This is a genomic window from Janthinobacterium sp. SUN176, assembly GCF_030587335.1.
GTDB classification, from domain to species: domain Bacteria; phylum Pseudomonadota; class Gammaproteobacteria; order Burkholderiales; family Burkholderiaceae_D; genus Janthinobacterium; species Janthinobacterium kumbetense.
The window spans coordinates 1-16,274 of the sequence record NZ_JAPWIA010000004.1 but is presented as its reverse complement, the minus strand read 5'-3'; the positions used below and the strand labels follow the sequence as shown (position 1 = coordinate 16,274).

The following is a 16,274-nucleotide window of genomic DNA, read 5'->3' as shown; positions in this document are numbered from 1 at the left end:
CAACTCAGGCTACCGAGCCGCCGGCTGCTTCGATGGCTGCTTTCGCGCCAGCGGACACTTTCAAGCCCTTCAAATTCACCGCTTTGGTGATTTCGCCGGACAAGATCACGCGCACGTCACGGGCCAACACGCCCAGAACGCCAGCTTGCTTCAAGACCAGAATGTCGACATCGCCAACAGCCAGGTTGTTCAGATCGGACAGGCGCACTTCAGCTTTGAAGGTTGCGTGCATCGATTTGAAACCGCGCTTAGGCAGACGGCGTTGCAGAGGCATCTGACCGCCTTCGAAACCGACTTTATGAAAGCCGCCCGAACGCGATTTCTGACCTTTGTGACCACGACCCGAGGTTTTACCCAGGCCGGAGCCGATACCGCGACCGACGCGACGCTTGTAGTGCTTAGCGCCTTCGGCTGGTGCAATAGTATTCAATTCCATGATTTGCTCCGTTCGTGTAAGCCCGAAGGCTTACCCGACAACTTTAACGAGATACGATACTTTATTGATCATGCCGCGTACGGATGGGGTGTCTTGCAATTCGGAAACCGAATTTACACGACGCAGACCCAGACCGCGCACGGTAGCGCGATGCGATTCGCGCGTACCGATCAAGCCCTTGACCAATTGCACTTTGACTGTGTTTGTCATTTTGTCCACCTTAAGCCAGAATGTCTTCGACCGACTTGCCGCGTTTGGCAGCGATATCGGAAGCAGTGCTCATTTTCGACAGGCCGTCCAGCGTAGCGCGTACCAGGTTGTATGGGTTGTTCGAACCGGTGGATTTCGCCACCACGTCCGTCACGCCCATCACTTCGAAGATAGCGCGCATTGCGCCACCAGCGATAACGCCAGTACCAGGCTTAGCTGGGTTCATCAGGACCTTGGAGGCGCCGTGACGACCAACAACCGTGTGATGTAAGGTACCGTTTTTGAGCGGTACTTTGATCAGGTTGCGACGGGCTTCTTCCATTGCCTTCTGCACGCCAACTGGCACTTCTTTCGATTTGCCCTTGCCCATGCCGACGCGGCCATCGCCATCACCAACTACGGTCAGCGCGGCGAAACCCATGATACGACCACCCTTGACCACTTTGGTCACGCGGTTGATCGCGATCATTTTTTCGCGCATGCCATCATCCGGCTTGTCGCTTTGCATTTTTGCTTGCATTTTTGCCATGATTGATCCTTAGAACTTCAGACCGGCTTCGCGTGCGGCTTCTGCCAACGCTTTCACACGGCCGTGGTAACGGAAACCGGAGCGGTCAAACGCAACTTCGGTAATCCCTGCTTTCAACGCTTTTTCAGCGACGCGCTTGCCGATCAAGGCTGCAGCAGCGGCATTGCCGCCTTTGCCGGATTGGCCTGCCAGTTCAGCGCGAACTTCCGCTTCAGCCGTCGAGGCCGAAACCAGGACTTTAGCGTCCGGGCTGATCAGGTTGGCGTAAATGTGCAGGTTGGTGCGATGCACCGACAAGCGATTTACTTTCAATTCCGCAATCTTGATGCGGGTTTGGCGTCCGCGGCGAAGCCGTGATTCTTTCTTATCCATCGTCAGCCCCTAATTACTTCTTCTTGGTTTCTTTAAGCTTAACCACTTCGTCCGCATAGCGAACGCCCTTGCCTTTATAAGGCTCAGGAGCGCGGTAAGCACGAACTTCAGCGGCTACCTGGCCAACCTGTTGACGGTCGATACCTTTAATCAGGATCTCGGTCGGGGTTGGTGTTGCGCAGGTAACGCCAGCTGGCATGTCATGCACTACAGGGTGCGAGAAACCCAGGGACAGATTCAGCTTGTCGCCTTGAGCTTGCGCCTTGTAACCCACGCCTACCAGGTTCAGCTTTTTCTCGAAACCCTTGGTGACGCCAACAACCATGTTGTTGACCAGTGCGCGCAGCGTGCCGGACATGGCATTGGCTTCGCGGCTGTCGTTCGCCACGTCGAAACTCAGGGTTCCTGCATTGTTTTCCACTTTGACCTGGCCGGTGAGGGCCTGGGAAAGTACGCCCAGCGGGCCTTTTACGGTGATCGCTTGTGCGGAGATGGCGACTTCGGCGCCAGCTGGCACTACGATAGGCATTTTAGCTACTCGAGACATGTGTAACTCCTTAAGCCACGTAGCAAATAACTTCGCCGCCGACACCGGTAGCGCGTGCTTTGCGGTCAGTCATGACGCCTTGCGGAGTCGACACGATCGCCACACCCAAGCCATTCATCACAACAGGGATCTCGTCTTTACCCTTGTAGACGCGCAGACCCGGACGGGACACGCGCTCCAAGCGCTCAATGACGGGACGGCCAACATAATACTTCAAACCGATTTTCAGTTCCGCTTTGCCACCAGCTTCGGCAACAGCGAAATCTTCAATGTAACCCTCGTCCTTCAGGACGCTGGCAATCGCAATTTTGACTTTCGACGATGGCATGGCCACGGTCGTCTTTTGCACGCCTTGTGCATTGCGAATGCGGGTCAGCATATCGGCGATAGGATCGCTCATACTCATTGCATATTCTCCTATTACCAGCTTGCTTTTGTCATACCCGGAATTTCACCACGCATGGCGAATTCACGGAGCTTGATACGACCCAGACCGAATTTACGGAATGTGCCGCGCGGACGACCAGTGATGGCGCAACGGTTACGTTGACGCGTCGGGTTCGAGTTACGTGGCAGCGCCTGCAATTTCAGGCGAGCTTCGTAGCGCTCTTCTTCCGATTTCGATTGGTCATCGACGATGGCCTTGAGAGCTTCGCGCTTAGGGGCGAATTTCGCCACCAGGTCAGCACGCTTGATCTCACGATTAATCAGTGACAGTTTGGCCATGATCAGTTCCTGAAAGGGAATTTAAAGGCGGCGAGCAAAGCTTTGGCTTCGTCATCGGTCTTAGCGGTTGTCGTGATGCTGATATTCATACCGCGCAACGCGTCAATCTTGTCGTATTCGATTTCAGGGAAAATGATCTGTTCCTTGACACCGATGTTGTAGTTGCCACGACCATCAAATGCACGGCCGTTCACACCACGGAAATCGCGTACGCGCGGCAGAGCCACGGTAATGAAGCGATCCAGGAACTCGTACATCCGAGCGCCGCGCAGGGTGACCATCGTACCGATCGGGTAACCTTCACGGATTTTGAAGCCTGCGATCGCTTTGCGGGACTTGGTGGTCACTGGCTTCTGGCCGGCGATCTTGGTCAAGTCAGCAACTGCGTGCTCGAGAACTTTTTTATCCGCGATAGCCTCACCAACACCCATGTTCAGGGTGATCTTGGTCAGGCGTGGAACTTCCATTACCGACTTGTAACCAAACTTGCTGGTCAGGTCGGCAACGACTTTTTCTTTATAGAATTCTTGGAGACGTGCCATGATTTCTTAAGCCTTCACTACTTCGCCGGAGGATTTAAAGATGCGAACTTTCTTGCCGTCCACTTCTTTGAAACCCACGCGATCTGCCTTGCCAGTCGCTGCATTAAACAATGCAACGTTGGACACGTGAATTGGCATGGTCTTATCGACGATACCACCAGTTACGCCAGTCATCGGGTTTGGCTTAGTCGCTTTTTTAGCGATGTTAATGCCGTCAACCACGATATGTTCAGCATCGATACGCTGCTGTACCACACCACGTTTGCCCTTGTCTTTCCCGGTCAGAACGATGACTTCGTCGTTTTTACGAATCTTATCCATTACGACTCCTTACAGGACTTCCGGTGCCAGGGACACGATTTTCATGAACTTCTCAGTGCGCAGTTCGCGCGTGACAGGTCCAAAAATACGGGTACCGATCGGTTCCAGCTTGGCGTTCAACAGAACGGCGGCGTTGCCGTCGAACTTCACCAGGGAACCGTCTTGGCGGCGAACACCTTTAGCGGTGCGCACAACCACGGCGTTATAAATTTCACCTTTTTTGACACGGCCACGTGGCGCAGCAACCTTAACGGTTACCTTGATCACATCGCCAATGCCAGCATAACGGCGCTTGGAGCCGCCCAATACCTTGATGCACATTACTTCTTTGGCACCGGTATTGTCAGCCACTTCGAGCCGGCTTTCAGTTTGAATCATAGTATTCTCTTTCCCAACTTAAGCCGAAGAATCCACACAATGTAGACCCACGGTCAGTCTTGGTCCCGCCAGAGCCGCCCTGCTGGGCTTCACTGTTTGGGTGCATGACCTTCATACATCAACTGACCGCGAATGCTACTGTCTGTGGCCAGACACTTTGCGGCGTTACATGAACGAAGCCCGCAAGTATTACATACAATTTGCGGGCCTGCAAGTACTAATTAAAAGCCACCGCCGAAACGGTGGTTTTTATTTAAACGGTTGGTGCGGCTTGAACCACACGTGTCACCGTCCATGCCTTCGTTTTGGAGATCGGGCGACCTTCCTGGATCTCGACCGTGTCACCGGCCTTGACTTGGTTGGTCTCGTCATGCGCGTGATACTTGTTCGAACGCATGATGATCTTGCCATACAAAGGATGTTTTACGTGGCGCTCGATCAGAACGGTAACGGTCTTGTCCATCTTGTCCGAAACCACTTTACCGATCAGCGTGCGCTTGAGCGACTGTTTCACTGGTTCGTTCATTTGGCTTCCTTCAGATTCATTACCGTCTTCACACGCGCGATATCGCGGCGTACCTTCTTGAGCTGCGAAGTGTTGCTCAGCTGCTGCGTAGCGATTTGCATGCGCAGGCCGAACTGTGCCTTCAACAGGTCATTCAGCTCTTTTTGCAGAGCTGGCTGGTCCTTGCCGCGGAGTTCAGATGCTTTCATATACAACTCCAATTATTGGCCGACTTGGCGGATGACAAACGTCGTCGCCAGTGGCAGTTTAGCGGCGGCAAGACGGAATGCTTCCCGTGCCAGCGCTTCATCAACGCCATCCATTTCATACAGTACTTTGCCTGGCTGAATTTCAGCGACGTAGTACTCAGGATTACCTTTACCGTTACCCATACGGACTTCAGCCGGTTTGTTCGAAATCGGTTTGTCCGGGAAAATACGGATCCAGATACGGCCACCGCGCTTGATGTGACGCGTCATTGCACGACGCGCCGCTTCAATTTGACGCGCAGTGATACGACCGCGCGCAACTGCCTTCAGACCGAATTCGCCAAACGACACGGCGGTGCCGCGGCTGTGCGAAATACCGGTATTACGGCCTTTCTGCTCTTTACGATACTTTCTGCGTGCTGGTTGCAGCATGATTATTCTCCTGCTTTCTCAGCTGGTGCTGCTGCGGCGGCCGGTTTAGCGGCGGTACGCACACGTGCACCTGGTGCTGTGGATGGTTTCGCACCGGCACCGGCTGGACGTGGACGGCCAGCTGGCTTGCCATCGTCACGGCGTGGGCCGCGGCTTTTCTTCTCGTCAGCTGGGGTATCGATGACTGGTGCATCGCCGTTAGGCGCGCGGTCACCTTTGTATACCCACACCTTGACACCGATGATGCCGTAGGTGGTCGACGCTTCGCTGGTACCGTAGTCGATATCGGCGCGCAGGGTATGCAGAGGCACGCGGCCTTCGCGGTACCACTCTTTACGTGCGATTTCGATACCGTTCAGACGGCCGGACGACATGATCTTGATACCGAGAGCACCCAGGCGCATTGCATTTTGCATTGCACGCTTCATGGCGCGGCGGAACATGATCCGTTTTTCCAGCTGCTGAGCGATCGAGTCGGCGATCAGTTGCGAGTCGATTTCTGGCTTGCGAATTTCTTCGATGTTCACGTGAACAGGTACGCCCATGATCTTGGTCAGCGCGGACTTCAGTACTTCGATGTCTTCGCCTTTTTTACCAATGACCACGCCTGGACGCGAGCTGTAGATCGTGAAGCGCGCGTTCTTGGCTGGGCGCTCGATAACGATGCGGCCAACGGAAGCGTTCTTCAGTTTCTTTTTCAGGTAAGCACGTGCTTTCAAGTCTTCGTTCAGCATGGCAGCGAAATTACCGTTGCCTGCATACCAGCGCGAAGCCCAGTTACGGGTGACCGCCAGACGGAAACCGGTTGGATGAATTTTCTGACCCATCGTGGCTCCTTAGTTACCGACAGTCACGTAAACGTGACAGGATTGTTTCGAAATACGGTCGCCACGGCCTTTTGCACGCGCGGTGAAGCGCTTCAGGACGGGGCCCTTTTCGACGTAGATCGTTTTCACGAACAATTCGTCGATGTCCGCGCCATCATTGTGCTCGGCATTCGCAATAGCGGATTCCAGAACGCGTTTGATGATCGCAGCACCTTTTTTCGGGCTGAATTGCAAGATGTTGAGTGCAGCGTCAACTTTCTTGCCACGGATCAGGTCAGCAACCAGGCGGCCCTTTTGGTCCGACAGGCGCACACCTTTGAGGATAGCTTTAGTTTCCATTATTTCTTAGCCTTTTTGTCAGCTGCATGGCCCTTGAACGTACGGGTCAGTGCGAATTCGCCGAGCTTGTGACCAACCATGTTTTCGGAAACATAAACCGGCACGTGCAGCTTGCCGTTATGCACCGCGATCGTCAGGCCGATGAAGTCAGGCATGATTGTCGAACGACGCGACCAGGTTTTGATTGGCTTTTTGTCTTTGGCTGCTTGCGCGGCTTCAACTTTTTTCACCAGGTGGGCGTCACAGAACGGCCCTTTTTTCAATGAACGTGTCATGTGCTACCCCTTATTTCTTGCCGCGGCGCGAGACGATCATGGAAGTAGTACGCTTGTTGCTGCGTGTCTTCTTACCCTTAGTCTGTTGGCCCCAAGGCGAAACTGGATGACGACCAGCTGCTGTTTTACCTTCACCACCACCGTGCGGGTGATCGACCGGGTTCATGACCACACCGCGAACGGTAGGACGAACACCGCGCCAGCGCATCGCACCAGCTTTACCGATTTTACGCAGGCTGTGCTCGGCATTGCCGACTTCACCAACCGTTGCACGGCACTCGATGTGCACGCGACGTACCTCACCCGAGCGCAGACGCACTTGAGCGTAGGTACCTTCACGTGCCATCAGCACAACGCCAGCGCCGGCGGTACGTGCCATTTGGGCACCTTTACCTGGCAGCATTTCGACGCAATGCATCACGGTACCGACTGGGATGTTACGGATTGGCAAGCAGTTACCCGATTTGATCGGTGCTTCCGAACCGTTCATCACGCTGTCGCCAACGGCCATGCCTTTGGTTGCGATGATGTAGTGACGTTCGCCGTCGGCGTAGCACAACAGAGCGATATTCGCGGTGCGGTTTGGATCGTATTCGATACGTTCCACTTTCGCTGGAATACCATCTTTGGTGCGCTTGAAGTCGATCAAGCGATAGTGTTGCTTATGACCACCACCGATATGACGGGTGGTGATGTGACCGTTGTTGTTACGACCAGCGGTCTTGGATTTCTTTTCAACCAGGGCAGCGAACGGACGACCTTTGTACAGGTCGGCATTCACCACCTTTACCATGCCGCGACGGCCTGGCGAGGTTGGTTTCATCTTAACGAGTGCCATTATGCAGCCTCCTCGGAGAAGTTGATTTCCTGGCCAGGCTTCAGGCACACGAAAGCACGCTTGGTATGGTTACGACGACCGTTGAACTTGCCGGTGCGCTTTTGCTTACCTTCGCGGTTTGCAGTTTGCACGGACAGAACTTCAACCTTGAACAGCAGTTCGACCGCTGCCTTGATTTCAGGCTTGGTTGCATCCGGCAGTACGCGGAATACAATTTGCTCGTTCTTTTCCGCGACCATGGTGGCCTTTTCGGAAATCACGGGCGCCAACAGCACCTTCATCAAGCGTTCTTCGCTATGTTTCAAAATCGCGCTCATGCCAGCATCTCCTCAATCTTGGCCAATGCAGCTTTGGTGACCAGGATCTTCTTGTAGAACACCAGGGACATCGGGTCTGCGTGACGTGGCTCAACGACGAGTACGTTAGGCAGGTTGCGCGATGCCAGTTCCAGGTTTTCGTTCAGAACGTCGGTGATGATCAGAACCGAATCAAAGCCCAGGCCGTTCAATTTTTGCGACAGCAGCTTGGTTTTTGGCGCGTCGATCGTCAGATCGTCGATGACGATCAGGCGCTCTTCGCGAGCCAGCTGCGACAGGATCGAGCAGATACCTGCGCGATACATTTTTTTGTTCACTTTGTGGGTGAAGTTTTCGTCAGGCGAGTTCGGGAAAATCCGACCACCGCCGCGCCACAGTGGCGACGACGACATACCAGCACGCGCGCGGCCGGTACCTTTTTGGCGCCATGGCTTTTTCGTCGTGTGGTGAACTTCTTCACGGTCTTTTTGCTTGCGGTTACCACTACGTGCATTCGCTTGATAAGCGATGACGACTTGGTGGATCAGCGCTTCATTGTAGTCACGGCCGAAAATCGTATCGGCTGCAGCAACGTTCGAGGCGGCTTGACCTTGCGCATTCAGAAGCTTGAGTTCCATCGTTTAAGCTCCCTTCTTGGCTTTGGTTTTGATGGCTGGCGAGACAACTACCTGGCCATTTTTCGCACCTGGAATCGCGCCTTTGACCAGCAACAGCTGACGGTCGGCATCGATACGGGCGATCACGAGGTTCTGGATCGTACGGTTAACGTCACCCAGATGACCGGTCATGCGCTTACCAGGGAAAACGCGACCTGGATCTTGTGCCATACCGATGGAACCTGGAACGTTATGCGAACGCGAGTTACCGTGCGTTGCACGGCCAGAAGCGAAGTGGTAACGTTTGATAACGCCTGCATAGCCTTTACCGATGGTAACGCCTTGCACGTCGATCTTTTGACCGACTTCGAACAGGGAAGCAGCGACAACATCGCCAGCTTTCAGTTCAGCGGCTTTAGCAGCGTCAACGCGGAACTCTTTCAACAGAGTACCGGCTTCAACACCAGCTTTAGCGTGATGACCAGCAACAGCTTTGGTCACGCGGGAAGCGCGACGTTGACCGAATGCGACCTGAACAGCGGAGTAACCATCTGTTTCAGGGGTTTTGATTTGCGCAACACGGTTGTTCGATACGTCCAACACGGTGACAGGAATCGAATCCCCTTCATCCGTGAAAATGCGCATCATACCAACCTTGCGACCGAGAAGGCCTAGGCTCATTTTTTCTCCATTCCCACCTGCGATTGGGCGGGGCTTGTTTAACTACAAAGTAACGTAGGACTCAAAAAAGACGAATCCATACCGAAGCCGGCTAGTATATAGCACAAAAACCCTTGACGCAACAAGTTAACACGAGGTATGTCAAAGTGTTGCGCGACGCCCCTGCAGGAGTTGTCGAACACCTCCCGCAATTGTCGCAGCGCCTCGTCAAAATGAGCATCCATGCGCCCTGACGCCACAAAAAGAAGGGCGCGGGCCAGGCTTGTACCCCGTCCGCGCCCATGCGTCATGCGAGTCGCTGGTCTAGCCGTTGCAGCGCTCCAGGCAATGTTGGAGCAGGTCACGGCAAATCGGGCTACCGCCCAATGAACCGGTGCAGCCGACATAGCTGCTGTCGCAGCGCGAACGGCATTGCCAGACATCCTCACTCGCCGCGGCATACGCGTAACCGGCACTCAGGCCACAGGCGAAGAGGAAAAAAGCCAGTTTCTTGATCATGGTGCTGTCTCCAGGTTGTTATGTTGGAATGAAAGGAACTGCCCGGTGGCGGCAAGCCATCCTTCCTGCCGCCCGCTATTACTCCCGCAACACACAATACCGTGCTGCCCGGAAAGCAATACCAAAGACTACCGTAAACAATACCAACTTAAAACCAATTATTTTCCAAATCAGCAATCTTTTTCATGCATCACTGGAGCAGGCTCTGACGATTGCTGCCCTCCCCTGCCTACCTGATACCAGTCCACCTTGCGCGTCGCCACCATGATGGCGGCCAGCACGGCGAACAGCAGGATGCTGCCCATCACCAGCGCATTGTTTTCCGAGCTCAGCAAGCCATACAGGGCGCCATACAGCACGGTCAGCGCCACGCCGAAGCCGATCCCGCGCCAGGCGTTGTGCAGCACGTGCACCAGATAGAAGCTGGTCAGCGCGATGCACGCGGCGCTGGCGATCAGATAGGCGGCCAGGAAGGCGATATGCTCGGCCAGGCCCACCAGCAGCAGGAAGAAGATCACCAGCGACAGGCCCACCAGCAAATATTGCACCGGGTGGATCGGCAGGCTTTTCAGGATTTCAAAGATGAAGAAGGCGGCAAAGGTCAGCGCCACGAACAGCAAGCCATATTTCGTGGCCCGGTCCGACTGCGAATACACGTTCACCGGCTCGATGAAGCCCACGCTGAAGCGGTCAATCTGGCCCAGCGGGGCGCTGTCGGGCACCTTGAATTCCCCTTCGATCGTGCTCAGTTGCGTTTGCGCATTGGTGGCCAGCGACGAGATATTCCACGCCACACTGAAACCCTGGGCATCGATCTGGCGATTCTTCGGCGACGGCAGGAAGCGCCCGCCAAACTGCGGATGGGGCCAGTTCGACTTGATCTGGATCTGGCTGTTCTTGGCCACCGGCACGAAATGCTGGCGTTCGATGCCATCGAGGCCCAGGTCAAAGCTGAAGCGCACCTGTTGCGGCGCCGCCAGGGGCATGGCGCCCAGCGGCGCATGCAGGCCGCTGCGGAAGGCAAACAGGTCGGTACCCTGCTCGAACTCGATCTTTTGTCCGCCCCAGTCGATTTTCGGAATATTGCGGATGCCGCGCACGTCCTCGATGGAAAGGGCGACGAAAGGCTGACCCAGGGTCACGCGCGAGTCCGGCGACTTGCGCGGCAACTGGCTGCTGGCCGGCACCGTGAAGTCGCCCTTGAAGGCATGCTGGCCGCTGTAGACCAGCACCTGGTGGATGCCGCGGTAACGGCGGTCCGTCTCGATGTTGCCGTTGATCTGCAGATCGTTCGGGTACACGAGCAGGCGACGCTGCACCAAGCGGCGCAGCAACTCCGTGCGCGCAGGCGCTTTCGCTTCCTTGTCATCACCCTTGGCCACTTCCACGCGCTCTTCGTACTGCTCCGTGTAGGGAATCACGAGGATGGGGCCGATGATGGTTTGTTCGCGCACCGAATCGGCGGCGATGCTGTTGACGGCTTCCTGGCGGAATTCCATCCGCTCCTTGATCGTTTCCTGAATCATCAGCAAAGGCAGGCCGATCAGCAACATCAGGCCGAACACGATCATCGCTTTGACTAAGAGAGTTTTTTGCATGGCGCATCCTTGAAGTAAGGCGGCCAGTGTAGGAAAGCTGTATGCGCTGACGATGCAGTCTGTGTGAAGCCTGTAAATATAGTGCGCTAAGCCAGCGGCAGACACAGGCACGCGCAGGCACCGCCTTCCGCATGATTGAGCACCTCGACCGTGCCGCCATGCAGGGAAGCGACCTCGCGCACGAAAGGCAGGCCCAGGCCCGTGCTTTTACCGGCGCTCGGGCGCGGCAAGGAGTAGAAGCGCTCGAAGACGCGTTCGAGCGCATATGCGGGGATGCCCGCGCCGCGGTCACGCACGGCAATTTCCACCTGGCTGCCCTGGCGCCGCGCCGTCAGGTCGATGCAGCTGCCGGGCGGGGCGAAGCCGGCCGCGTTATCGAGCAGGTTGCCCAGCGCCTGGCGCAGCAACAGGGGGTCGCCCGCCACGCTCGCCTCGTCGTGCTGCAGCTGCAGACGCACGCCGCGCGCCGCCAGGGTGGCGGCCGCATCCTGCGCCACTTGCGCCAGCAGGGGCGCCAGCGCGATGCGCTCAGGGTTATCCAGGCGCTGCTGCTTTTCCACGCGCACCAGGGCCAGCAGCTTGTCGATCAGTTGCCGCTGGCGCGCATTCTGCTCCAGGATGCTGGCGAGAAACTGGCGGCGCTCGGCCGGCGGCATGTCTTCCTGCAGCAGCTCGGCAGAGGCCTGGATGGCGGCGATCGGGCTTTTCAATTCATGCGCCAGCGTGTGCATCAACTGCTCCACATACTCCTTGCCCTCCAGGCGTGTGCGCATCGCCTCCAGCGCCCGCCCCAGGGTGCCGATCTCGTTCTGGCCCAACGCCGGCAGCGCCACCTTGCGCCCCGCTTCCACGTCGCCGATGTAATGCATCAACTTGCCCAGCGCATGGTGCAGCCACCAGGCGAATGCCAGGCCGATCAGCAGCGACAGCAGCAACAGCACGGCGCCGCGCTGCAATATCTTGCGCTGGCTGCGCTCGACAAACGCCTGCACGCTGGCATTCGGCTTGGCCACCGTCAGCACGCCGATCACCTCATTGCCGTCGCGAATCGGCGCGGCCACGTGCATGACCGTCGACATCTCGTCGTCTGGCCGGCTGCGCGTGCTGCGCGCACCATACTTGCCCTGCAAGGTGAGGTACACGTCATTCCAGCGCGAATAGTCGCGGCCCACGTCGCGCCCGCTGGAATCGAACAGCACGATGCCATGCCGGTCCGTGATGGTGATGCGGTAATCGAGCGTGCGCTTGCGCACACCGTTGATATTGACGTCCACGCCATGGCGCGCGTAATCCTGCATGCGTTCTGCCACGGGCGACTGCGCCAGCCTGCCCGCCTTTACGTCGGGTGCCACCAGGCTGGCCAGCAGCTGCGAAGTATCGACCAGGGTGTCTTCCAGGGTCGAGCGCACACCGGGCTTGACCTGCTCCATGAAGACGTTCAGCAGGAACCATGCGGCCAGCCCGACGATCAGGAAGTAGCCGAGCAGGATGCGCAGGCCGATCTTCATGCGCCGGCCAGGCTGTAGCCGAGGCCACGGTGGGTGTGGATGGGGTCGACTTGCGCATCGATGGCGCGCAGCTTGGCGCGCAGCGATTTGACGTGCGCGTCGACGGTACGCTCGAGCGTGTCCGGCGCCCCGCTCCACACGCGCTCCATCAGCTGCGCGCGCGACAGCACGTGACCGGGATGCGCAAGCAGGGTTTTCAGCAACAGGTATTCATAGCGGGTCAGGTCCAGCGGCTGGCCGTGAAAGAGCACCTTCGCCTCCAGCGCGCGCAATTCGAAGCGCGCCGGCGCGGCGACAGGCGCGACTATCGTCATGCCAGTCTCGCGGGGAGCTTGCGCGGCACCTGCGCGGCGCAGGATGACGCGGATGCGCGCCACCAGTTCGCGTGGCGAAAACGGTTTCGTGACGTAATCGTCGGCGCCGATTTCCAGGCCGACGATACGGTCGATCTCATCGCTGCGGGCCGTCAGGAAGATCACCGGCACCTCGGAAAACTGGCGCAGCCGGCGGCACACTTCCAACCCGCTCATGTCGGGCAAGCCCACGTCGAGCACCACCAGAACGGGCATCTGCGCGGCTTCGCCGGGCGTTGGACGCAGCGCGGCCAGGGCTTGCTCGCCCAACATCACATGGCGCGGCGCAAAGCCGTCCGTGCGCAAGGCATAGGCGATGCTGTCGGCAATCGCCTGTTCATCTTCCACGATCAGGACAGTCTTGGACATGGCGGCGGCACGCAGTAGTGGACAGACCCGGAGTATCCCTGAAGCACGCAAGCGGCGTCAATCGCGCGCCTTGCCGCGCGCCGGCAAAAAGCCACCCTCCCCAAAAAACTTATAGTATATTTATCGCAGCAAGACTCCACTGATACACCGTGTTTGACACCCGTCCGAGGAGACTATGAAGAACCATACCATCAGCCTGCTATGTGCCGTCAGCCTGCTGGCCGCCTGCGCGGCGCCAGCGACGATCACCACCTCCAACGCACAACAAGACGCCTGCAACGCGGCCGAGCTCAAGGGCCAGTTTGGCGAAGCGGAACTGGCTTGCGTACAGGCGCTGCGCAGCGCCGAGCAGGCCGGGGCCAGCGCGGACATCCTCTCGCAGCGCCAATACAACCTGGGCCGCATCAAGCGCTTGCAGGGCAAGAATGCCGAAGCGGAGCAACTGTACCGGCAAGCCCTGGCCACGGAAGAAGCGGCGCAGCCACGCAGCGATGCGCGCGTCGGCCGCCGCATGGTGGAACTGGCGTCGGCCCTGGCCGCGCAAGGCAAGTGGCAGGAAGGCACAGGCTATCTGGAACGCGTGCTGCCGTTGCTGCCGAAGCTGTCGTCCGCGTCGCGCACGTATTCCGCGGAAGTGCTGCGCCAGTACGCCAGGCAGTTGCAAGGCGGTCCGCAGGCCGCATTGGGCGCGCGCTTCGACGCGGTGGCGGCCAGCCTGCAATGAGCAACTCCCGGGCCCGGCCTAGGGCTGGGCGACGTGGATGCTGGCCTTGATGTGCTTGAGGTGGGCCACGATGGTGAACGTCATCACCACCAGCAGCGACCAGGAGCTCCATTTGCTGACATGCACCACCGACCAGGCGCCAAGCTGGTTCGGATAGCGCCACACGCCCCAGAAAGTGCTGATGTTTTCAGCCAGCCAGATAAAGAAGCCGACCAGCACGAAACCGAGCAGCAAGGGCATGCTGCGGTCGCGGTCGAGCGGACGGAACACCACGGTGGTGCGCGCATACAAGCCCAGCGCGCAGGCGGCCAGGTACCAGCGATAGTCGCCGATGTAATGGTGAGTAAAGAAGTTGGCGTAGATCAGCACAGCGATCAGCACCGCCATCCAGTATGGCGGATGGTGGCGAATCCGCATGTCGAGCAGGCGCCAGGTCTGGATGATGTAGCTGCCGACCGCCGCATACATGAATCCCGAAAACAGGGGAACGCCGAACACTTTGGTATAGGCAAAGTCGGGATAGCTCCACGACTGGATCGTCCCCGATACCTTGAATACTTCCAGCGCAAAGCCCACCGCATGGAACAGGCAAATGGCTTTCAGCTCATCCCACGTTTCCAGTCCGCTCCAGACCATTGCGGCCTGGATCGCCAGCGCCAACAGCAGCAGCACGTCATAGCGCGGCAGGCCGAACAGGCCGGCGCGCGGCACCAGGAACACGGCAGCAAAAAACAGCCCCACGAACAGGCACGACCTCGCCTCCTTGATGCCGAAATACAGAAATTCGGTCAGGAAGCGCGGCCAGCCGCGCAGGCGCTGGCGTGGAGTCGCATTTAACAGGTGGGTATCGAGGGCATTGAGCATGCAGCAACTTTATCGACGGGCTGCAGCACTGTAAAGCGATTTTGCACACACAGGCAGGTGGCGCCAGCGTTAGGCCGGCCAATGGCAATGGGGCCGGGCGCACTCACGATCGTGAGCAGGCCCGGCCCCATCATCAGGCAGCGGGACACCCCGCCGGCCTGGAACAGCTGTCAATACCTGATGCTACGGTGTTGTCAGCTGCCCTGAAAACTCTTATTGCAGTTTGATTTCGACATCAACACCAGCTGGCAGGTCCAGCTTCATCAGCGCGTCAACGGTTTTGTCCGTTGGGTCAACGATGTCCATCAGGCGTTGGTGCGTACGGATCTCGAACTGATCGCGCGAAGTTTTGTTGACGTGCGGGGAACGCAGCACATCGAAACGTTGAATACGGGTAGGCAGTGGTACTGGGCCTTTGACGACAGCGCCGGTGCGCTTCGCGGTTTCAACGATTTCCAGAGCGGACTGGTCGATCAGCTTGTAATCGAAAGCCTTCAGGCGGATACGGATTTTTTGGTTTGGTGCCGACATGATATTTCCTTAAAAGAACGAACCGCGCGGTCTGCACGGCAATGAGGTCATACGGGAATTTCTGACGCTACAACCGTCAGGGTCGACATGATAGCACCAAAATGCTTGCCAACCCCGGCAGTTGAATAAAAAGAAGGGCGCCGGGCGACGACGCGTCTTCTTTTCTATCGCTTAATAATTAAGCGATGATTTTTGCAACAACACCAGCGCCGACGGTACGGCCGCCTTCGCGGATAGCGAAGCGCAGACCTTCTTCCATCGCGATCGGGTTGATCAGCTTGACGGTGATCGACACGTTATCGCCTGGCATGACCATTTCTTTGTCTGCTGGCAACTCGATCGAACCGGTTACGTCCGTCGTGCGGAAGTAGAACTGTGGACGATAGTTGTTGAAGAATGGCGTATGACGGCCGCCTTCGTCTTTCGACAGAACATAGATCTCGCCGGTGAAGTGAGCATGCGGCTTGATCGAGCCTGGTTTTGCCAGAACTTGACCACGTTGCACGTCTTCACGCTTGGTGCCGCGCAGCAGCAGACCAACGTTGTCGCCTGCTTGACCTTGGTCCAGCAGTTTGCGGAACATTTCCACGCCGGTGCAAGTCGTTTTGACGGTATCGGTGATACCAACGATTTCGATCTCTTCGCCGACTTTAACAATGCCGCGCTCGATACGACCGGTCACAACGGTACCGCGACCCGAGATCGAGAACACGTCTTCTACTGGCATCAGGAACGCACCGTCAACAGCG

General features: G+C 57.3%; 28 protein-coding genes. 1 reads left to right on the top strand and 27 read right to left on the bottom strand.

The features are described from left to right. Positions 1 to 4 precede the first annotated feature (4 nt). The 24 genes from rplO to creB all read right to left on the bottom strand — a co-directional run bounded on the left by rplO (position 5) and on the right by creB (position 13,406). Positions 5 to 436 (bottom strand): 50S ribosomal protein L15, encoded by a 432-nt coding sequence (rplO, locus tag O3299_RS22925; protein WP_034753211.1) that lies wholly within the window; start codon positions 434 to 436, stop codon positions 5 to 7. Positions 437 to 466: 30 nt separating this feature from the next. Continuing rightward, positions 467 to 646 (bottom strand): 50S ribosomal protein L30, encoded by a 180-nt coding sequence (gene rpmD, locus O3299_RS22920; protein ID WP_010394435.1) that lies wholly within the window; start codon positions 644 to 646, stop codon positions 467 to 469. A gap of 10 nt (positions 647 to 656) precedes the next feature. Further along, the gene (rpsE, locus tag O3299_RS22915) at positions 657 to 1,175 is read right to left on the bottom strand and encodes a 30S ribosomal protein S5 (RefSeq protein WP_010394433.1); all 519 of its coding nucleotides are present in this window, start codon (positions 1,173 to 1,175) and stop codon (positions 657 to 659) included. 9 nt (positions 1,176 to 1,184) lie between these two features. After that, a complete protein-coding gene (gene rplR, locus O3299_RS22910; protein WP_010394431.1) occupies positions 1,185 to 1,547 on the bottom strand; it encodes a 50S ribosomal protein L18 in 363 nt (120 codons plus the stop codon). Positions 1,548 to 1,560: 13 nt separating this feature from the next. Further along, entirely contained in the window at positions 1,561 to 2,094 is a 534-nt protein-coding gene (rplF, locus tag O3299_RS22905; RefSeq protein WP_034778281.1) for a 50S ribosomal protein L6, read from the bottom strand. A gap of 10 nt (positions 2,095 to 2,104) precedes the next feature. After that, positions 2,105 to 2,500, bottom strand: coding sequence for a 30S ribosomal protein S8 (rpsH, locus tag O3299_RS22900; RefSeq protein WP_034753208.1), 396 nt, complete (start codon positions 2,498 to 2,500; stop codon positions 2,105 to 2,107). A gap of 14 nt (positions 2,501 to 2,514) precedes the next feature. Continuing rightward, the gene (gene rpsN / locus O3299_RS22895) at positions 2,515 to 2,820 is read right to left on the bottom strand and encodes a 30S ribosomal protein S14 (protein ID WP_010394423.1); all 306 of its coding nucleotides are present in this window, start codon (positions 2,818 to 2,820) and stop codon (positions 2,515 to 2,517) included. A gap of 2 nt (positions 2,821 to 2,822) precedes the next feature. Further along, the gene (gene rplE / locus O3299_RS22890) at positions 2,823 to 3,362 is read right to left on the bottom strand and encodes a 50S ribosomal protein L5 (protein WP_010394421.1); all 540 of its coding nucleotides are present in this window, start codon (positions 3,360 to 3,362) and stop codon (positions 2,823 to 2,825) included. A 6-nt stretch (positions 3,363 to 3,368) separates the two neighbouring features. Further along, positions 3,369 to 3,683 (bottom strand): 50S ribosomal protein L24, encoded by a 315-nt coding sequence (gene rplX, locus O3299_RS22885; protein WP_034753204.1) that lies wholly within the window; start codon positions 3,681 to 3,683, stop codon positions 3,369 to 3,371. 9 nt (positions 3,684 to 3,692) lie between these two features. Next, positions 3,693 to 4,061: a 50S ribosomal protein L14 gene (rplN, locus tag O3299_RS22880; RefSeq protein ID WP_008444317.1), complete on the bottom strand. Its 369-nt coding sequence runs from the start codon at positions 4,059 to 4,061 to the stop codon at positions 3,693 to 3,695. A gap of 253 nt (positions 4,062 to 4,314) precedes the next feature. Further along, on the bottom strand, positions 4,315 to 4,587 hold the full coding sequence (rpsQ, locus tag O3299_RS22875) for a 30S ribosomal protein S17 (protein WP_010394415.1): 273 nt from the start codon (positions 4,585 to 4,587) through the stop codon (positions 4,315 to 4,317). Continuing rightward, entirely contained in the window at positions 4,584 to 4,775 is a 192-nt protein-coding gene (rpmC, locus tag O3299_RS22870; RefSeq protein ID WP_010394412.1) for a 50S ribosomal protein L29, read from the bottom strand. The genes rpsQ and rpmC overlap by 4 nt, the downstream gene beginning before the upstream one ends. Positions 4,776 to 4,787: 12 nt before the next feature. Beyond that, positions 4,788 to 5,207: a 50S ribosomal protein L16 gene (gene rplP / locus O3299_RS22865; protein WP_034753201.1), complete on the bottom strand. Its 420-nt coding sequence runs from the start codon at positions 5,205 to 5,207 to the stop codon at positions 4,788 to 4,790. Positions 5,208 to 5,209: 2 nt separating this feature from the next. Next, positions 5,210 to 6,034, bottom strand: a complete 825-nt coding sequence (gene rpsC / locus O3299_RS22860) for a 30S ribosomal protein S3 (protein ID WP_034753199.1) — start codon at positions 6,032 to 6,034, stop codon at positions 5,210 to 5,212. A gap of 9 nt (positions 6,035 to 6,043) precedes the next feature. Then, positions 6,044 to 6,376: a 50S ribosomal protein L22 gene (rplV, locus tag O3299_RS22855; protein WP_170840583.1), complete on the bottom strand. Its 333-nt coding sequence runs from the start codon at positions 6,374 to 6,376 to the stop codon at positions 6,044 to 6,046. Continuing rightward, positions 6,373 to 6,648, bottom strand: a complete 276-nt coding sequence (gene rpsS, locus O3299_RS22850; RefSeq protein WP_008444295.1) for a 30S ribosomal protein S19 — start codon at positions 6,646 to 6,648, stop codon at positions 6,373 to 6,375. The genes rplV and rpsS overlap by 4 nt, the downstream gene beginning before the upstream one ends. Before the next feature lie 10 nt (positions 6,649 to 6,658). Next, the gene (gene rplB, locus O3299_RS22845) at positions 6,659 to 7,486 is read right to left on the bottom strand and encodes a 50S ribosomal protein L2 (RefSeq protein ID WP_034753198.1); all 828 of its coding nucleotides are present in this window, start codon (positions 7,484 to 7,486) and stop codon (positions 6,659 to 6,661) included. Next, a complete protein-coding gene (gene rplW / locus O3299_RS22840) occupies positions 7,486 to 7,803 on the bottom strand; it encodes a 50S ribosomal protein L23 (protein WP_010394398.1) in 318 nt (105 codons plus the stop codon). Before rplW ends, rplB begins: the two co-directional genes overlap by 1 nt. Then, positions 7,800 to 8,420 (bottom strand): 50S ribosomal protein L4, encoded by a 621-nt coding sequence (gene rplD, locus O3299_RS22835; protein WP_034753197.1) that lies wholly within the window; start codon positions 8,418 to 8,420, stop codon positions 7,800 to 7,802. Before rplD ends, rplW begins: the two co-directional genes overlap by 4 nt. A 3-nt stretch (positions 8,421 to 8,423) precedes the next feature. Continuing rightward, positions 8,424 to 9,080: a 50S ribosomal protein L3 gene (rplC, locus tag O3299_RS22830; protein WP_010394393.1), complete on the bottom strand. Its 657-nt coding sequence runs from the start codon at positions 9,078 to 9,080 to the stop codon at positions 8,424 to 8,426. A gap of 303 nt (positions 9,081 to 9,383) precedes the next feature. Beyond that, entirely contained in the window at positions 9,384 to 9,578 is a 195-nt protein-coding gene (locus O3299_RS22825) for a hypothetical protein (protein ID WP_077398840.1), read from the bottom strand. 170 nt (positions 9,579 to 9,748) lie between these two features. Beyond that, complete coding sequence (gene creD, locus O3299_RS22820) at positions 9,749 to 11,176, bottom strand: cell envelope integrity protein CreD (RefSeq protein ID WP_305053834.1); 1,428 nt, start codon at positions 11,174 to 11,176, stop codon at positions 9,749 to 9,751. 86 nt (positions 11,177 to 11,262) lie between these two features. Next, a complete protein-coding gene (gene creC, locus O3299_RS22815; RefSeq protein WP_099665739.1) occupies positions 11,263 to 12,684 on the bottom strand; it encodes a two-component system sensor histidine kinase CreC in 1,422 nt (473 codons plus the stop codon). Further along, positions 12,681 to 13,406 carry a two-component system response regulator CreB gene (creB, locus tag O3299_RS22810; protein WP_099665740.1) on the bottom strand — a complete coding sequence of 242 codons (726 nt, stop codon included), beginning with the start codon at positions 13,404 to 13,406 and terminating at the stop codon, positions 12,681 to 12,683. Before creB ends, creC begins: the two co-directional genes overlap by 4 nt. 175 nt (positions 13,407 to 13,581) lie before the next feature. Here creB and O3299_RS22805 point away from each other — a divergent pair, with 175 nt between their 5' ends. Continuing rightward, a complete protein-coding gene (locus O3299_RS22805; RefSeq protein ID WP_099665741.1) occupies positions 13,582 to 14,130 on the top strand; it encodes a tetratricopeptide repeat protein in 549 nt (182 codons plus the stop codon). An 18-nt stretch (positions 14,131 to 14,148) separates the two neighbouring features. On the opposite strand, the gene O3299_RS22800 is transcribed toward O3299_RS22805, so the two are convergent. The 3 genes from O3299_RS22800 to O3299_RS22790 form a co-directional block, all read right to left on the bottom strand. Further along, positions 14,149 to 14,994: a DUF817 domain-containing protein gene (locus O3299_RS22800; protein WP_099665742.1), complete on the bottom strand. Its 846-nt coding sequence runs from the start codon at positions 14,992 to 14,994 to the stop codon at positions 14,149 to 14,151. Positions 14,995 to 15,207: 213 nt separating this feature from the next. Then, positions 15,208 to 15,525: a 30S ribosomal protein S10 gene (rpsJ, locus tag O3299_RS22795; RefSeq protein ID WP_010394389.1), complete on the bottom strand. Its 318-nt coding sequence runs from the start codon at positions 15,523 to 15,525 to the stop codon at positions 15,208 to 15,210. Positions 15,526 to 15,703: 178 nt separating this feature from the next. Continuing rightward, positions 15,704 to 16,274, bottom strand: a 571-nt coding sequence (locus O3299_RS22790) for an EF-Tu/IF-2/RF-3 family GTPase (RefSeq protein WP_305063274.1), incomplete at its 5' end; no start/stop codon positions are given.

Coding starts and splice junctions, on each gene's coding strand:
- rplO (WP_034753211.1), bottom strand. CDS start 436: ATGGAATTGAATACTATTGCACCAGCCGAAGGCGCTAAGCACTACAAG.
- rpmD (WP_010394435.1), bottom strand. CDS start 646: ATGACAAACACAGTCAAAGTGCAATTGGTCAAGGGCTTGATCGGTACG.
- rpsE (WP_010394433.1), bottom strand. CDS start 1,175: ATGGCAAAAATGCAAGCAAAAATGCAAAGCGACAAGCCGGATGATGGC.
- rplR (WP_010394431.1), bottom strand. CDS start 1,547: ATGGATAAGAAAGAATCACGGCTTCGCCGCGGACGCCAAACCCGCATC.
- rplF (WP_034778281.1), bottom strand. CDS start 2,094: ATGTCTCGAGTAGCTAAAATGCCTATCGTAGTGCCAGCTGGCGCCGAA.
- rpsH (WP_034753208.1), bottom strand. CDS start 2,500: ATGAGTATGAGCGATCCTATCGCCGATATGCTGACCCGCATTCGCAAT.
- rpsN (WP_010394423.1), bottom strand. CDS start 2,820: ATGGCCAAACTGTCACTGATTAATCGTGAGATCAAGCGTGCTGACCTG.
- rplE (WP_010394421.1), bottom strand. CDS start 3,362: ATGGCACGTCTCCAAGAATTCTATAAAGAAAAAGTCGTTGCCGACCTG.
- rplX (WP_034753204.1), bottom strand. CDS start 3,683: ATGGATAAGATTCGTAAAAACGACGAAGTCATCGTTCTGACCGGGAAA.
- rplN (WP_008444317.1), bottom strand. CDS start 4,061: ATGATTCAAACTGAAAGCCGGCTCGAAGTGGCTGACAATACCGGTGCC.
- rpsQ (WP_010394415.1), bottom strand. CDS start 4,587: ATGAACGAACCAGTGAAACAGTCGCTCAAGCGCACGCTGATCGGTAAA.
- rpmC (WP_010394412.1), bottom strand. CDS start 4,775: ATGAAAGCATCTGAACTCCGCGGCAAGGACCAGCCAGCTCTGCAAAAA.
- rplP (WP_034753201.1), bottom strand. CDS start 5,207: ATGCTGCAACCAGCACGCAGAAAGTATCGTAAAGAGCAGAAAGGCCGT.
- rpsC (WP_034753199.1), bottom strand. CDS start 6,034: ATGGGTCAGAAAATTCATCCAACCGGTTTCCGTCTGGCGGTCACCCGT.
- rpsS (WP_008444295.1), bottom strand. CDS start 6,648: ATGACACGTTCATTGAAAAAAGGGCCGTTCTGTGACGCCCACCTGGTG.
- rplB (WP_034753198.1), bottom strand. CDS start 7,486: ATGGCACTCGTTAAGATGAAACCAACCTCGCCAGGCCGTCGCGGCATG.
- rplW (WP_010394398.1), bottom strand. CDS start 7,803: ATGAGCGCGATTTTGAAACATAGCGAAGAACGCTTGATGAAGGTGCTG.
- rplD (WP_034753197.1), bottom strand. CDS start 8,420: ATGGAACTCAAGCTTCTGAATGCGCAAGGTCAAGCCGCCTCGAACGTT.
- rplC (WP_010394393.1), bottom strand. CDS start 9,080: ATGAGCCTAGGCCTTCTCGGTCGCAAGGTTGGTATGATGCGCATTTTC.
- O3299_RS22825 (WP_077398840.1), bottom strand. CDS start 9,578: ATGATCAAGAAACTGGCTTTTTTCCTCTTCGCCTGTGGCCTGAGTGCC.
- creD (WP_305053834.1), bottom strand. CDS start 11,176: ATGCAAAAAACTCTCTTAGTCAAAGCGATGATCGTGTTCGGCCTGATG.
- creC (WP_099665739.1), bottom strand. CDS start 12,684: ATGAAGATCGGCCTGCGCATCCTGCTCGGCTACTTCCTGATCGTCGGG.
- creB (WP_099665740.1), bottom strand. CDS start 13,406: ATGTCCAAGACTGTCCTGATCGTGGAAGATGAACAGGCGATTGCCGAC.
- O3299_RS22805 (WP_099665741.1), top strand. CDS start 13,582: ATGAAGAACCATACCATCAGCCTGCTATGTGCCGTCAGCCTGCTGGCC.
- O3299_RS22800 (WP_099665742.1), bottom strand. CDS start 14,994: ATGCTCAATGCCCTCGATACCCACCTGTTAAATGCGACTCCACGCCAG.
- rpsJ (WP_010394389.1), bottom strand. CDS start 15,525: ATGTCGGCACCAAACCAAAAAATCCGTATCCGCCTGAAGGCTTTCGAT.